At 73.1% G+C, this 15,111-nt stretch carries 12 protein-coding genes and 1 pseudogene; 5 read left to right on the top strand and 8 right to left on the bottom strand.

Annotated features, from left to right (window positions below):
• Positions 1–51: 51 nt before the first annotated feature.
• Positions 52–1,098 carry a TIGR04222 domain-containing membrane protein gene (locus IH44_RS0113065; protein WP_051816843.1) on the bottom strand — a complete coding sequence of 349 codons (1,047 nt, stop codon included), beginning with the start codon at positions 1,096–1,098 and terminating at the stop codon, positions 52–54.
• 33 nt (positions 1,099–1,131) lie between these two features.
• Positions 1,132–2,410, bottom strand: a pseudogene (locus IH44_RS49685) (DUF692 domain-containing protein).
• Between the two features lie 197 nt (positions 2,411–2,607).
• On the opposite strand from IH44_RS49685, the gene IH44_RS0113055 reads away from it, so the two are divergent.
• Positions 2,608–3,528, top strand: coding sequence for a GNAT family N-acetyltransferase (locus IH44_RS0113055; RefSeq protein WP_030459672.1), 921 nt, complete (start codon positions 2,608–2,610; stop codon positions 3,526–3,528).
• 54 nt (positions 3,529–3,582) lie between these two features.
• On the opposite strand, the gene IH44_RS0113050 is transcribed toward IH44_RS0113055, so the two are convergent.
• The 5 genes from IH44_RS0113050 to IH44_RS0113030 form a co-directional block, all read right to left on the bottom strand.
• On the bottom strand, positions 3,583–5,670 hold the full coding sequence (locus tag IH44_RS0113050; protein ID WP_035954934.1) for a restriction endonuclease: 2,088 nt from the start codon (positions 5,668–5,670) through the stop codon (positions 3,583–3,585).
• Positions 5,671–5,766: 96 nt separating this feature from the next.
• On the bottom strand, positions 5,767–6,171 hold the full coding sequence (msrB, locus tag IH44_RS0113045; RefSeq protein ID WP_030459670.1) for a peptide-methionine (R)-S-oxide reductase MsrB: 405 nt from the start codon (positions 6,169–6,171) through the stop codon (positions 5,767–5,769).
• Positions 6,172–6,206: 35 nt separating this feature from the next.
• Positions 6,207–7,613 carry a UDP-N-acetylmuramate--L-alanine ligase gene (gene murC / locus IH44_RS0113040; protein ID WP_030459669.1) on the bottom strand — a complete coding sequence of 469 codons (1,407 nt, stop codon included), beginning with the start codon at positions 7,611–7,613 and terminating at the stop codon, positions 6,207–6,209.
• A 105-nt stretch (positions 7,614–7,718) separates the two neighbouring features.
• On the bottom strand, positions 7,719–8,183 hold the full coding sequence (locus IH44_RS0113035) for a hypothetical protein (RefSeq protein WP_030459668.1): 465 nt from the start codon (positions 8,181–8,183) through the stop codon (positions 7,719–7,721).
• Between the two features lie 133 nt (positions 8,184–8,316).
• Positions 8,317–9,093, bottom strand: coding sequence for a pyrimidine reductase family protein (locus IH44_RS0113030; protein ID WP_030459667.1), 777 nt, complete (start codon positions 9,091–9,093; stop codon positions 8,317–8,319).
• Between the two features lie 59 nt (positions 9,094–9,152).
• Between IH44_RS0113030 and zapE the strand changes: the two genes are divergently transcribed.
• From zapE to IH44_RS0113010, 4 genes are all read left to right on the top strand, one after another.
• Positions 9,153–10,199, top strand: a complete 1,047-nt coding sequence (zapE, locus tag IH44_RS0113025; RefSeq protein ID WP_051816841.1) for a cell division protein ZapE — start codon at positions 9,153–9,155, stop codon at positions 10,197–10,199.
• Between the two features lie 38 nt (positions 10,200–10,237).
• Positions 10,238–12,328 (top strand): excinuclease ABC subunit UvrB, encoded by a 2,091-nt coding sequence (uvrB, locus tag IH44_RS0113020; RefSeq protein WP_030459665.1) that lies wholly within the window; start codon positions 10,238–10,240, stop codon positions 12,326–12,328.
• Between the two features lie 222 nt (positions 12,329–12,550).
• Positions 12,551–13,135 carry a TerD family protein gene (locus IH44_RS0113015; protein ID WP_030459664.1) on the top strand — a complete coding sequence of 195 codons (585 nt, stop codon included), beginning with the start codon at positions 12,551–12,553 and terminating at the stop codon, positions 13,133–13,135.
• Positions 13,136–13,415: 280 nt separating this feature from the next.
• Positions 13,416–14,399: a TerC family protein gene (locus IH44_RS0113010; protein WP_030459663.1), complete on the top strand. Its 984-nt coding sequence runs from the start codon at positions 13,416–13,418 to the stop codon at positions 14,397–14,399.
• Positions 14,400–14,456: 57 nt separating this feature from the next.
• On the opposite strand, the gene IH44_RS0113005 is transcribed toward IH44_RS0113010, so the two are convergent.
• Complete coding sequence (locus tag IH44_RS0113005) at positions 14,457–15,110, bottom strand: MBL fold metallo-hydrolase (protein WP_030459662.1); 654 nt, start codon at positions 15,108–15,110, stop codon at positions 14,457–14,459.
• Between the last annotated feature and the right edge of the window lies 1 nt (position 15,111).

Raw genomic sequence — 15,111 nt, 5'->3', positions numbered from 1 at the left:
AAGCGGAACGGATACCCGCGCCGCGATACCGAACTGTGACTCGAGGAACGGTCAGGACCCGCCGCAGCCGCCCCCGCCGCAACTCGACCCGCAGGAGCTGGACGAACCGCAGGAGTGCGAGGAACCGCCGCACGAGTGCGAGGAGGAACCCCCGCAGGAGTGGTGCGAGGAACCGCCCGAGTGGCCGCCGGACGAGCCGCAGGACGAGGACGGGGACGACCCGCACCACACCCCGGCCCCGGCCCCGGCCGCGAAGTCCGAGCTGCCGCTGTCGGAGTTCCGCCCGCTCCGCCCGCTCTTCACCAGCCGGCCGGCCGGCGCCGTGCCGCCGCCGAGCGCCTCGCGCAGCGCCTGCTGGTCGGAGCCCTTCAGCGCGGCGGTGCCGTCCAGGGCGAACGCGCCGACCAGTTCGGCGTGCGCCCGCTCCACCTCCCGGGGCCGCCACGGGGTGCTGCCGCGGACCAGCTGCAGCTGGCGCAGGCCGGCCGGGGTGATCCGGCGCTTCGCGGGGCGGGTGGCGACCAGGCTGATCAGCGTGAACAGGGCCAGCACGCCGAACGGGAAGAACGGCGGCGCGGTGGAGTCCCGGTCGGGCGCGTCCAGCCACTGGGCGGTGGAGACCGCGCCCAGCACCAGCGTGACGACCAGCGCCAGCACCACCAGCCGCCGGGCCCGCCAGGCGGCCTTCAGCGCGCCCGGGTGGCGCAGCAGGCCGCGGGCGGCGAGCCCGTCGCCGATCCGCTGCACCTCGGGGCTGCCCGGCACCGAGGTGCGCAGCACGGACAGGTCGCGCCCGGCCCGGCCGCCGACCGCGGTGATCAGGACCCGTTCGACCGGGTCGGTGGTCCGGTCGGTGGTGACGGTGACCCGGTGGGCCCGGGAGACCACCACCCGGCCCTCGCGCTCCATCCGGACCAGCGCGGTGTCGACGACCCGGGCGGGCCCGCCGGCCAGGAAGGCGACCTCCAGCAGCGGCAGGCCGCGTCCGGGCAGGCCGCGCGGGTCGGTGACCCGGGTGCTGCGCCGGTTGAAGACGGCGGCGACGGCGATCGAGCACACGACGAGCGCGAACGCCAGGACGAACCGGAAGTTCCACATCCCCCGTGGTTCCCTTCTGTGCGGTACGGGTGGTTACGGGTGCGCCTTGGCGGCGCGGTCGCGGTGCGGCAGCAGGCGGCTCCACCGGGAGGCGGCGGGGCGCAGCAGGCGGCGCAGCGCGGGCCGCCAGTCGGCGCCAACGGGGCCGCTGTCCAGGGCCCACTCGGCGAAGGCCCGGGCGTCGGCCCGGTAGCCGCCGGTGAGCGGCCGGCCGGCGGCGTAGCGGGCGAACAGCGGGGCGAAGTCCGCCCCGAGCAGGTCGGGCAGTTCCGGCATCAGGTGGCCGACGGTCTCCCGGCGCTTGGCGAGCAGGCCCGCGGCCTGGACGCGCAGCTGCTCGGGGTCGAAGCCGGCCGGGGCCGGGCCGCCGGCCGTCAGGGCGGCCAGCAACTCCTCCTGGCGGTGCGCCAGTTCGACCCGGGCGAGGGCGAGTTCGGCGTCGGCGCGGTCGCGGATCAGGTATTCGTGGTGCTCAGACACGGGCGGCTTCCCTCCGGTGCAGGCGCTGGACGCGGCGGATGGCGTCGAGTTCGGCGGACAGTTCGGCGGGCGGCGGGTATGCGCCGTCCCGTTCCAGCAGCACCCCGGGCGGGTCGGTCCGCTCGCAGAGCGCGGCCAGCACCTCCAGCACGGGTGCGGTGACGGGGTGGGTGTGGGTGTCGTGCCAGACGCCGTCGCGCTCGACGCCGCCAGCCACGTGCACGTAGGCGAGGGCCTCCAGCGGCAGCCGGTCCAGCTCGGCGGCCGGGTCGACGCCCAGGTTGACCCGGTTGGTGTGCAGGTTGGCGACGTCCACCAGCAGGCGGACGCCGGTCCGTTCGACCAGTTCGGCGAGGAACTGGGCCTCGGTCAGCTCGTCGCCCGGCCAGGCCAGGTGGGCGGCGATGTTCTCCAGCGCCAGCGGCACCGGCAGCTCCCGCTGGGCGATCCGGACGTTGGCCACCACCACCCGCAGCGCGGCCCGGGTGCGCGGCACCGGCAGCAGGTGCCCGGCCTCCAGGCTGCCCGCCCGGACGAACGCCAGGTGCTCGCTGACCAGCGGCGACCCGAGCGCCTCGGCCACGCCCGCCAGCCGGGCCAGCCGGGCCGGGTCCGGTTCGGCGGCGTCCCCCAGCCCGAGCGAGACGCCGTGCGGGACGACCGTGACCCCGCGGGAGCGCAGCTCGGCCAGCGAGGGCGGAAGGTGCTCGGCGCAGACGTTCTCGGCCACCACCTCCACCCAGTCGAGGCCGGGCAGCCGCTCCACCGCGGTGTCGATCTCGGGGCGCCAGCCGAGGCCGGTGCCCAATCGCGGAATATCGGACGAAGACATATTCCACCCCCTTTCCGTCGGGCCTTTCGGACCGCCCGACTCCCCGTTGCCGAGGGTGTATCCACCGCGCGCCGATGCCAAGCGGGACACCGGAAACTCAGAGCTGAACTTGAGGTTTCGGCTTCACTGAACGCACACGCGCGCGGGGGGGAAATTCAGCGGCGCGCGGACGAACGACTGGCTAACGTGACATGCCTATGACTTCCACGCCGTACCGCATCCGCCCGTTCGCATCCGCCGACGCCCCCGGGGCCGCCGAGGCCTACCGGGCCGGCCGCCCGCACCTGGTCACCACCCCAGAGGTGGTCGCCTGGCAGGCCGCCCTGCCGCACTACCACCTGCTGGTCGCCGAGCGGGCCGGACAGGTCGTCGGCACCGCCCGGTTCGGCCCGGTGACCGAGAGCACCACCCCCGACCAGGGCTTCCTCAACGTCAGCGTGCTCCCCGAGCACCGCGGCGCGGGCATCGGCACCGCCCTGCTCGCCGCCGCCGAACGGGACCTCGCCGCCCTCGGCACCCGGGACGCCCACGGCTGGGCCGACGACACCCCCGAGGCGCTCGGCTTCGCCGCCGCCCGCGGCTACCGCAGGAGCGGCCGGGCCGGCCGCTTCTCCGGCCTCGACCTCACCGCCCCGCTGCGCCCGCTGCCGCCCACCCCGCCCGGCGTCGAACTGCGCACCGCCGCCGACTTCCTGGACGACCCGTACCCGATCTACCTGGTCGACATCGACGGCGCCCGCGCCGAACCGGGCGACCTGGTCCTCGACGACCAGCCCTACGAGGGCTGGCTCGCCGAGATCTGGCAGCGCCCCGACCAGGACCACACCCTCACCGCGGTGGTCCTCGCGGACGGCGAACCGGTCGCCTTCTCCGCCGCCCAGACCGACGGCCGCCGCACCTACTGGTCCTCCTTCACCGCGACCCGCTCCACCCACCGCGGCCGCGGCCTGGCCAAGCTCGCCAAGGCCCACTCGCTGCACCGCGCCAAGGCCCGCGGCCTCACCGCCGCGTACACCCAGAACGACGAGGGCAACGCCCCGATGCTCGCCATCAACGACTGGTTCGGCTACCGCGCGTGCGCGGCCGAGTGGAAGCACACCAAGGCGCTCGGCGGGTAGCCGCGGGCGGGGCGACAGCTCGGGGCGCGGGGAACTGCGCGCGGCGGGAGGCGGCTAAGCGACGTCCACGCCGTGGGCGCGGGCCAGGCCCGCCAGGCCGTCGGACCAGCCCTGGCCGACCGCGCGGAGCTTCCAGCCGTCGGCCGGGTGGCGGTAGACCTCGGCGACCAGCATCGCGGAGACCGCCGGGTCGGCCGGCGGGCGGAACAGCCACCGGCCGCCACCGGAAGCGAGCTCCACCGCCGGGTCGACCAGGTCCGCGCAGGTGCCGTCGCCGTCCGCGTCCAGGTTGACGGCGATCGCCACCCGCCGTACCGCGTCCGGGAGTTGCGCGGTGCGGACGGTCGCGGTGCGCTCGTCCGGACGGAGCGTCACGGCGCCGCCCTCCGCGGCGGGCTGGTGGTAGAAGACGAAGTCCCGGTCGTGCCGGACCCGCCCGCCCGCGTCGAGCAGCAGCAGCGTCAGATCGGCCGCCGCACCACCGGACCGGAACCGGACCTTGACCTCGCGGTCGGGCAGCACCAGGTTCTGACCCGGCACCAACTCCACGGCGGGGGCGGCGGGTCGGACGGACACCGCGACGGCCGGGCCCAGCCGGCCCGGCAGGCCGTGCTCGCGCAGCAGCGCGAGCAGCATCGGACCGTCCACCAGGGTGAGCGGCTGGCCCTCGGCGTGCTTGCGGGAGCCGGGACCGAAGCCCGCCGTGGTCACCAGGATGCCCCGGTTGGCACCCTGCCGGCGCATGGTGGACTCCAGGTCGCGGACGGCGCTCGGCGGCACGGTCTTCCGGTAGCGCTTGGCCTGGATGACGATCTTCCCGCCGGTGATCGGGTCCGGGTCCTCGGCCAGCACGTCCACGCCCTCGTCACCGCTGCGCGCGGTGGTGCTGGTGCGCAGGCCGCGGCGGCGGAACAGCTCGGCGATCAGCTCCTCGAACTCCAGCGGGTCCATCTCGAACAGGTCCGGCCCCTCGCCGTCCACCGCGAGCACCGGGACGGGAACGGGCGCGGGCTCGACCGAGGCCGGCACCTCGGCGACCGTTCCGCCCTTCTCCGGCCGGGCCGCGATCCGCCCGCCGAGCGCGCCGACCAGGCACTCCAGCGGGTCCACCCGGTCCAGCGCGAGGCCCGCGAACACCTCCCGGCCGACCTCCACGGCCAGCAGGCAGCGCTCCCCCTCCTGTCCGGTCGCCGGATCGGTCGCCACCACCACGCCGTTCAGCCCCACCGAGGCCAGCAGCCCGCCGGCGTCGGCCCGGAACACCTCCGCCAGCACCCGCAGCGCGCACTGCGCCAGCACCTCGCGGTACAGCTCCCGCCGCTGTCCGACCGGCCGGGCCACCTCGTCCTCCCGGTCGTCCGACCGGACGTACCGGTACCTCGACAGGGCGGGCACCACCTCGTACGGCGGCAGCTCCCAGCGCACCACCAGCCGCCGGGCCGCGGCGTCCCAGACGGCCTCGCCGTCGGCGGGGAAGCCGTCCGGCCAGTCCTCGCGCCAGTCGACGACCGCCTCGAAGTACTCGGCGACCGCCGCCGCCTCGCCCGCCCGCAACCGGGCCGCCAGCCGCCCCGCCTGCGCGGCCTGCCCGGCCAGCAGCCGGTGCCGCTCCACCGCCCACGCGTCGTACTGGGCGCGGTAGTCGGCGAGCTGGTGCTGCCGCTGCTGCTCGGCGGCCCAGGCGGCCTGCCAGTCGTGCTCGAACCTGGCCCGGGCCTGCGCGGACTGCTCCTCCCACTGCCGGCGCGCCCCCGGGTGGTACGCCTGCGGCCCGGCCGGGGGCGGCACCAGGTACCAGTTCTGGTCCGGCATCGGCACCGGCACGCCCAACGGCCCCGGGTCGAACGGCGGCACCGCCGGACGGCCCCCCGCGACCAGCGAGAACCCCGGCCCGGCCAGCCCGGCCGCCAGCACCCCGCGCAACTCGGCCACCCGCTCGTCCAGTTCGGCACTGCGCCGGACGGCATCCGACTCCCGCCCCTGCTGGTACGCCTTCAGCGCCTCGCGCTCACCCCGCGCCGCCGCCCGCTGCGCCTCCCGCCGGGCCCGCTCGCCCTCCCGCTGCCGGGCCTCCGCCGCCCGCCGCTGCGCCTCCGCCCGGCGGTGCTGCTCGCGCTGCGCCTCCGCCAGTACCGACCACACGCCAGAACCACGCCGCCGCGCCACGCCCGCCCCACCCACGTCCAAGACCGTCCGGAAGAAGATCCAGTCTTCCACGCGGGCGGGCGGGCCCGGACCCTACTCGGCGGGCTTCAGCGTCAGCGAGATCGAGTTGATGCAGTAGCGCTGGTCGGTCGGGGTGTCGTACCCCTCGCCCTCGAAGACGTGCCCGAGGTGGCTGCCGCACTTCTTGCAGCGCACCTCGACCCGGCGCATGCCGAGACTGCTGTCCTCCAGGTACTCCACCGAGTCACCGGCCAGCGGGGCGTAGTACGACGGCCAGCCGCAGTGGCTGTCGAACTTGGTCTCGCTGCTGAACAGCTCGGCGCCGCACGCCCGGCAGCTGTAGACGCCGACCGTCTTGGTGTCGGTGTACTCGCCGACGAACGGCCGCTCGGTACCGGCCTCGCGGAGCACGTGGTACTCCTCCGGCGTCAGCTCGGCGCGCCACTCGGCGTCGGACTTCTGGACCTCGTAGCTCACGGCGACTCTCCAGCTCTCCAGCTCGGAACGGGACGTCAGACAGCAGGTGCAACGTCCGCCAGGGCGGCCAGAATTTCCGGGCCCAGGTTCGTGACGTCGCCCGCGCCCATGGTCAGCACCAGGTCGCCGGGGGCGGCCAGCGCGGCCAGCAGCGCCGGGGCGGCCGCGAAGTCGTGCTCGGCGCGGACGTCGGCACCGGCCCGGCGGGCCGCGTCGATGATCAGCTCGGCGGTGACGCCGGGGATCGGGTCCTCGCGGGCCGGGTAGATGTCCAGCACCACCGAGGCGTCGGCCAGCGCCAGCGCCTGCCCCATCTCCTCGGCCAGCTGCTGGGTGCGCGAGAACAGGTGCGGCTGGAAGACCACCAGCACCCGGCCCGGGCCCGCCGCCTCCCGGATCGCCTCCAGGTCGGCGGCCATCTCGGTCGGGTGGTGCGCGTAGGAGTCGATCACCTGCACGCCGCGCGCCTCGCCCTTGAGCTGCAGCCGCCGCCGCACCCCGGTGTACGCGCCCAGCGCCTTCGCCAGCCCCTCGGCCGGGACGCCCAGCGCGATGCCCGCGGCGAGCGCCGCGACCGCGTTGTGCGCGTAGTGCCGGCCGGGCACCGAGACGGTGAAGGTCAGCGGCTCGCCGGCCAGCTCGACCGTCACCTCGCTGGTCATGCCGCGCGCCTCGACCTCCAGCACCCGCAGGTCGGCGTCGGCGGCGGCGCCGACCGTCACCACGTTCAGGCCCTCCCGGCCCGCCACCCGGCGGGTCAGCTCGCGGGCGCCCTCGTGGTCGGCCGAGACCACCAGGGTGCCGCCGGGCTGGATGCGGCCGACGAAGGTCTCGAAGGACTCGTAGATCTCCTCGATCGACGCGTAGTTGGCGTGGTGGTCCAGCTCCACGTTCAGCACGATCGCCACCTCGGGCGCGTACTTGTGGAAGCTGCGGTCGCTCTCGTCCGCCTCCGCGACGAAGATCTCGCCCGCCCCGTGGTGCGCGTTCGACCCCGGCGCGTCCAGGTCGCCGCCGATCGCGTACGAGGGCTCCAGGCCCAGCTCGCCCAGGCTGACGGCCAGCATCGAGGTGGTCGTGGTCTTGCCGTGCGTCCCCGCCACCGCGAGCGCCCGGCGCCCGCCCATCAGCGCCGCCAGCGCGTCGGAGCGGTGCACCACCGGGACGCCGCGCTCCCGCGCGGCCACCAGCTCCGGGTTGTCGGCCCGGATCGCGCTGGAGACCACCACGCTGCTGGTCCCGGCCGGCAGGTGCTCCGCGGCGTGCCCGACGAACACCGTCGCGCCCAGTTCGCGCAGAGCCCGCACGGTCTCCGACTCCTTCGCGTCGGAACCCGAGACGGTCGCGCCGCGCACCGCGAGGATCTTCGCCAGGCCGGACATGCCGGCGCCGCCGATGCCGATGAAGTGCGGGGCGTGCAGGTCGTGGGCGGCGTCGTTCAAGGCTGGCTCCGTACGGGCGTGAGTGGCGGAGGGAGAAGTCGTCCCGTGTCCCCCGGTGCAACTTTTACGTGACACGGGACGATTCTGCCCTAACCGGGAGACCGGTCAGGCTTCGCTGGCGAACAGCTTCAGCACCGGGACGCCGACCTCGTGCCGGGCGCGGGAGGCCCAGTCCCGGTGGAAGAACTCCTCGACGAAGTGCGGCGAGGTCAGCACCAGCACCTCGTCGGCCCGGTTCTCCTCGACCACCTCGCGCAGCCGCACCAGCGGGTGCGCCCCGACCACCTCGCCGACCGCCTCCGCGCCGGCCCGCTGCAGGTGGCGCAGGCTGTGTTCGAGGGACTCGCCCGCGAGGGTCGGCGCCTCCTCCTCGCCCTCGTCGCGCTCGTGCACCGCCTTGTCCAGATGGCCGAGGGCCACGTCGTCCAGGGCGCGCAGCAACTCGTCCTGCTTGCCGCGGGGTTGCATCAGGACGACGAAGGAGACCTTCTCCTCGCCGTGGAGCGTGGTGACCAGTTCCACGTCGGCGTCGGAGAGCGCCTTTTCGATCATCAGTACGGTCTTGAACACGTGAGTCCCTTCGCTGGTGCGGGCCCCCGGGTCCGGCTCCCTGCTCCCCTCCTTCATAGTGCCCGGAGGAAGGATTCCTCACGCTGCACACGCGCCACAGCGATCACATGATCCACATCGGTCAGGATGTGTCTCAGGTGCGGGCGGGGACGCTCGGGGAGCGGTCCGGATCGGTCGGCCGCAGATAGCGGGTGAAGAGGAAACCTTTCTCCTCGATCAATGACACCAGCCGCATCGGCCGGACGTCCGGGATTCCCGGCCCGTTCACGATCCTCGGTGAATCACCCGCCGTCACCAGGGGCGCCACCGACAGGCACAACTCGTCCAGCACGCCGCCCGCCGCGAGCTGACCGAGCAAGTGGGGACCGCCCTCCGAGAGCTGCCGGCGCCAACCACGCTCCGTGAGCGCGGCCACCGCCCGGGGGAGGTCCACCGAGCCCGTTCCTGCGGTGATCACATCGGCTGCGGCGGCGACCCGGGCGAGCTTCCCGGGCGGCGCGTCGACGGTGGTGACCACCACCGTCGGCACCAGCGGCTCGGTGAACAGCGGCGCCGACAGGTCCAGCTCCAGGCTGCGCGACACCACCGCGATCACCGGCGCCGGCGACTGGCCCGCGGCCGCCCGCCGCTCCGCGAAGTCGGGCCGGGCCCGCGCCGGCCGGTACCCCTCGGCCCGCACCGTCTCGGCCCCCACCAGCACCACGTCGCACAGCGCCCGCAGCACCCCGAAGATCCGCTTGTCCGCCTCGCTGGACAGCCCCTCCGAGAGGCCGTCCAACCGGGCCGCACCGTCCAGCGAGGTCACCATGTTCGCCCGCAGCCACGCCCCGTCGTCCGGGTACGCGTACGCCTGCGCCAGCCACTCCAAGCTGCCGGGGGTGCCGGGGGTCTCGCCGATCAGTTGCCTCATGGGTCCGAGTCTCGCAGGCGGAGGCGGCGGGTCTTCCGGCGCGAGTACCCTGTTGTCTCGTGTCTGCAGCCTCGGAGTCCGATATTCACACCGCGATAGCCCTGTCCGATCGGCGTCCGGTGGTACCGGCCGAACGGCTGGTCGCGGAGATGGTGCCGCCGCCGCGCTTCGCCGGGGTGAGCTTCGGCAGCTACCTGCCGGACTCCGCGCAGCCGAGCCAGTACGAGGCCGTCCAGATCCTGGAGTCCTTCGCCGCCGGGCTGAACGGCGCCGCCGAGCCCCCGAAACGCGGCTGGTTCCGGCGCTCGGCGCCCGCGCCCACCGGGCCGGCCGGGATCTACCTGGACGGCGGGTACGGCGTCGGCAAGACGCACCTGCTGGCCTCGCTGTGGCACGCGGTTCCCGGGCCGAAGGCGTTCGGGACGTTCGTCGAGCTGACCAACCTGGTCGGCGCGCTGACCTTCCAGGGCGCGGTGCGCACGCTCAGCTCGCACCGGCTGCTGTGCATCGACGAGTTCGAGCTGGACGACCCGGGCGACACCGTCCTGGTGTCGACGCTGCTCGGCAAGCTGGTGGAGAACGGCGTCAAGCTGTGCGCGACCTCGAACACGCTGCCGGAGAAGCTCGGCGAGGGCCGGTTCGCCGCCGCCGACTTCATGCGGGAGATCCAGGGCCTGTCCGCGCACTTCCGCCCGGTGCGGATCGACGGCCAGGACTACCGCCACCGCGGCCTGCCGGACGCCCCGCCGCCGTACGACGACGCCGAGGTGACCGCCCGCGCGGCCCGCACCCCGGGCGCCTCGCTGGACGACTTCGACGCGCTGCTGGAGCACCTGAAGGAGGTGCACCCCAGCCGGTACGGCGCGCTGCTGGACGAGGTCGGCGCGGTGTTCCTGCGCGGGGTGCACCAGGTCGACGACCAGTCGACCGCGCTGCGCCTGGTGGTGCTGGCCGACCGGATGTACGACCGGGAGCTGCCGATCACCGCCTCCGGCGTGCCGTTCGACCAGGTGTTCACCGAGGAGATGCTGCGCGGCGGCTACCGCAAGAAGTACCTGCGGGCGGTCTCCCGGCTGGTGGCGCTGGCCCGGGACTCCGCGAAGTAGCACCCGCTCTGTCGGTGGCCGGTCGTACGGTGGGGGGCGTGCGTCCCATCACGAGTATCGAGCGGTCCGTGGCGCCCTTCGAGGTCGTCAGTCCCTACCAGCCCAACGGTGACCAGCCGGCGGCCATCGCCGAGCTGGAGCGCCGCGTCCGCGCCGGCGAGAAGGACGTCGTCCTGCTCGGCGCGACCGGCACCGGCAAGTCGGCCACCACGGCCTGGATGATCGAGAAGCTGCAGCGCCCCACCCTGGTGATGGCGCCGAACAAGACGCTGGCCGCCCAGCTGGCGAACGAGTTCCGCGAGCTGCTGCCGAACAACGCGGTCGAGTACTTCGTCTCGTACTACGACTACTACCAGCCCGAGGCGTACGTCCCGCAGACGGACACCTACATCGAGAAGGACTCCTCGATCAACGAGGAGGTCGAGCGGCTGCGCCACTCCGCCACCAACAGCCTGCTCACCCGGCGGGACGTCGTGGTGGTCGCGTCGGTCTCCTGCATCTACGGCCTCGGCACCCCGCAGGAGTACGTGGACCGGATGGTCCGGCTCAAGGTCGGCGAGGAGGTCGACCGGGACGCCCTGCTGCGCCGCTTCGTCGACATCCAGTACACCCGCAACGACCTCGCCTTCACCCGCGGCACCTTCCGGGTCCGCGGCGACACCATCGAGATCTTCCCGGTGTACGAGGAGCTCGCCGTCCGGATCGAGATGTTCGGCGACGAGATCGAGGCGCTGTACACGCTGCACCCGCTGACCGGCGAGGTGATCAGCCAGGACGACGCGATCCACGTCTTCCCCGCCTCGCACTACGTGGCCGGCCCGGAGCGGATGGAGCGGGCGATCGCCGGCATCGAGGCCGAGCTGGAGCAGAGCCTGGCCCGGATGGAGAAGCAGGGCAAGCTGCTGGAGGCCCAGCGGCTGCGGATGCGCACCACGTACGACATCGAGATGCTCCGCCAGATCGGCACCTGCTCGGGCGTCGAGAACTACTCGATGCACTTCGACGGCCGCGAGCCCGGCTCCCCGCCGAACACCCTGCTCGACTACTTCCCGGACGACTTCCTGCTGGTCATCGACGAGTCGCACGTCACCGTCCCGCAGATCGGCGCGATGTACGAGGGGGACGCCTCGCGCAAGCGCACGCTGGTCGAGCACGGCTTCCGGCTGCCCTCGGCGATGGACAACCGGCCGCTGAAGTGGGAGGAGTTCCAGGAGCGGATCGGCCAGACCGTCTACCTGTCGGCCACCCCCGGCAAGTACGAGCTGGCCCGCGGCGACGGCCAGGTCGAGCAGATCATCCGCCCGACCGGCCTGATCGACCCCGAGGTGATCGTCAAGCCCACCGAGGGCCAGATCGACGACCTGGTGCACGAGATCCGGCAGCGGGTGGAGAAGGACGAGCGGGTCCTGGTCACCACGCTCACCAAGAAGATGGCCGAGGACCTCACCGACTACTTCCTCGGCCTCGACATCCGGGTCCGCTACCTGCACAGCGACGTCGACACGCTGCGCCGGATCGAGCTGCTGCGCGAGCTGCGGGCCGGCGAGTACGACGTGCTGGTCGGCATCAACCTGCTCCGCGAGGGCCTCGACCTGCCCGAGGTCTCGCTGGTGGCGATCCTGGACGCGGACAAGGAGGGCTTCCTGCGCTCCGGCACCTCGCTGATCCAGACCATCGGCCGCGCGGCGCGCAACGTGTCCGGCCAGGTGCACATGTACGCCGACAAGATCACCCCGGCGATGGACCTGGCGATCAGCGAGACCAACCGCCGGCGCGCCGTCCAGCAGGCGTACAACGAGGAGCGCGGGATCGACCCGCAGCCGCTGCGGAAGAAGATCGGCGACCTGCTCTCCACCATGGCGGGGGAGGACGTCGACACCGAGGAGCTGCTCGCCACCGGGTACCGGCAGCAGGGCAAGGGCAAGGCGCCGGTCCCGGCGCTGGGCATCGACCGCAAGCCCGCCAAGAGCCTGCCCGCGGCCGAGCTCGCCGAGCTGATCCAGAACATGACCGACCGGATGCACACCGCCGCGGCCGAGCTGCAGTTCGAGGTGGCGGCCCGGCTGCGGGACGAGGTCAAGGAGCTCAAGCGCGAGCTGCGGCAGATGCGCGAGGCCGGGATGGCCTGATCCGGCGTCACCTCCGGTCGGGCGCAGCCGATTCTCCGCCCGGCCGGGGGCGCTGTGTCGTAGTTTGGCCACAGCCCGCCCGTTCCCCGCCGCAGGGGCGGCGCGAGGGCGGAACGGCGGCGTAGGGTGGGGCGCGGTCTGCCCGGGGCCAGGACGTTCCGGGTACGGCCGGACGTGCGACAGGACGCCGGGCGGGGCCCGGAGGAAGCAGAGGTCGGCAGCGTGTCCGTGAACCTGGCCAAGGGCCAGAGCGTGAGCCTGTTGAAGTCCACCGGCGAGACTCTGTCCGTGGTCCGGATGGGCCTCGGATGGAAGTCCGCCCCCGGCAAGCGCGGCTTCTTCAGCCGCCGCCCCAAGGAGATCGACCTCGACGCGTCCGCCCTGCTGTACGACGGCAAGGTGATGAGCGACGTGGTGTTCTTCTCCCACCTGGTCAGCAACGAGGGCTCGGTCCGGCACACCGGCGACAACCTGGTCGGCGGGGCCGGGGCGGGCGGCGACGACGAGAGCATCATGGTCGACCTGACCAAGGTGCCCCGCCGGGTCACCCAGATCGTCTTCACCGTCAGCTCGTACACCGGCCAGAACTTCATGGAGGTCCAGAACGCCCACTGCCGGCTGGTCGACGAGACCACCGGCAAGGAGCTGGCCCGCTACGAGCTGACCGGCGGCGGGCCGCACACCGGGCAGATCATGGCCAAGGTCGAGCGGGACGGCGAGGGCGGCTGGAAGATGACCGCGATCGGCGCCCCCGCCAGCGGCCGCACCTTCCGGGACATGCTGCCCTTCATCGAGCCCTTCCTCTGATCCGGGACCCGTGATCCGCGTTCCGGGACCTGACGCCTGATCATTCGGCCGTCCGACCGTTCGACCGAGGGGGTTCTTTACCTTCTTTACCTTCCCTTGGGCTTCCTGTTAACCTTCTGGGAGCGGAGGGGAGTATTCCCCGTTCAGCGACCCCGTCATCACGGGCGCCCATCGCGGCGTCCCGGGGCGCTGGCCGTGCGGTGCCCGCCGGGTGCGGGCCGCGCGGCGGAAGAGACCTCCGGCAGTGACGAGTGTTCGCCTATCTGCCGGAGGAGCAGACATGGACGTATCCGCAGGCCTGTGGGCCGGCACCATCGCGGTGCTGATCGCCCTGATCGTGGCCGACTTCTTCATCGGCGGCCGCAAGCCGCACGAGGTCTCCGTCAAGGAGGCCGGCATCTGGACGGCGGTCTGGGTGGCGCTGGCCGCGCTGTTCGGCGGCTTCCTCTGGTGGCACGGCGGCGGGAAGCCGGCCGGTGAGTTCTTCGCCGGCTACATCACCGAGAAGTCGCTCAGCGTCGACAACCTGTTCGTGTTCATCCTGATCATGGGCAAGTTCGCGGTGCCGAGGATCTACCAGCAGCGGGTGCTGATGTTCGGCGTGATCATCGCCCTGGTGCTGCGGGCGGTCTTCATCGCCGGTGGTGCGGCGCTGGTCTCCGAGTTCTCCTGGGTGTTCTACTTCTTCGGCGCCTTCCTGGTCTGGACGGCCTGGAAGCTGATCAAGGAGGCCCGGGCCGACGAGGAAGAGGAGGAGTTCGAGGAGAACCGCCTGCTCAAGTCGGTCCAGCGGCGCGTCCCGGCTACCGGCGACTACCGCGGCACCAAGCTTTTCGTCCGGGAGAACGGCCGCCGGCTGGTCACCCCGATGCTGATCGTGATGCTGGCCATCGGCACCACCGACGTGCTGTTCGCGCTGGACTCGATCCCGGCCATCTTCGGCCTCACCCAGGACCCGTACATCGTCTTCACCGCCAACGCCTTCGCGCTGATGGGCCTGCGCCAGCTGTACTTCCTGATCGGCGGCCTGCTGAAGAAGCTGGTCCACCTCTCCTACGGCCTGTCGGTGATCCTCGGCTTCATCGGCGTCAAGCTGGTGCTGCACGCGCTGCACGAGAGCGGCGTGCACGTGCCGGAGATCAGCATCCCGGTCTCGCTGGCCTTCATCGTGCTGACCCTGGCGGTCACCACCGTCACCAGCCTGGTCGCCGCCAAGAAGCAGGCGGCCGAGGAGGCCGCGGAGCCGGAGCGGATCGACGCCTGATCCCGCCCGCGCCCGAGGGCCCCCGCCGGAGTCGGCGGGGGCCCTCGGGCGTGCGGCTCACCAGCCGCGCTCGCGCCACTCCGGCAGGTGCGGGCGCTCGGCGCCCAGCGTGGTGTCGTCGCCGTGGCCGGGGTAGACCCAGGTCTCGTCCGGGAGCCGGTCGAAGATCTTCTCGGTGACGTCCCGGAGGAGCGAGTCGAAGGCGGCCGGGTCGCCCCAGGTGTTGCCCACCCCGCCGGGGAACAGGCAGTCGCCGGTGAACAGGTGCGGGTGGCCCTGCGGGTCGTCGTAGACCAGCACGATCGCGCCCGGGGTGTGGCCCACCAGGTGGCGGACGGTCAGCTCGATCTGCCCGAACCGGAGCACCGAGCCGTCCTCCAGCGGGAGGTCGGTGGGCACGTCGATGCCCTCCGCGTCGATCCGCCCGGCCATCGTGCGGGCCCCGGTGACGGCCACCACCTCGGCCAGCGCGCCCCAGTGGTCGCGGTGCCGGTGGGTGGTGACCACCGCGGCCAGCCGGGGGCCGACGGTCTCCAGCAGCACCGGGGCGTCGGCGGCGGCGTCGATCAGCAGCTGCTCGTCGGTGGCCCGGCAGCGCAGCAGGTAGGCGTTGTTGTCGTGCGGGCCGACCGCCACCTTGGTGACGATCAGGTGGGCCAGCTCCCGGACGTCCGGCGCCCCGCCGACCTTCACCGCTCCGTGGTACGTCATC

The organism is Kitasatospora sp. NRRL B-11411 (genome assembly GCF_000721345.1).
Lineage (GTDB): Bacteria > Actinomycetota > Actinomycetes > Streptomycetales > Streptomycetaceae > Kitasatospora > Kitasatospora cineracea.
This window is presented reverse-complemented; position numbering and strand designations above follow the sequence as displayed.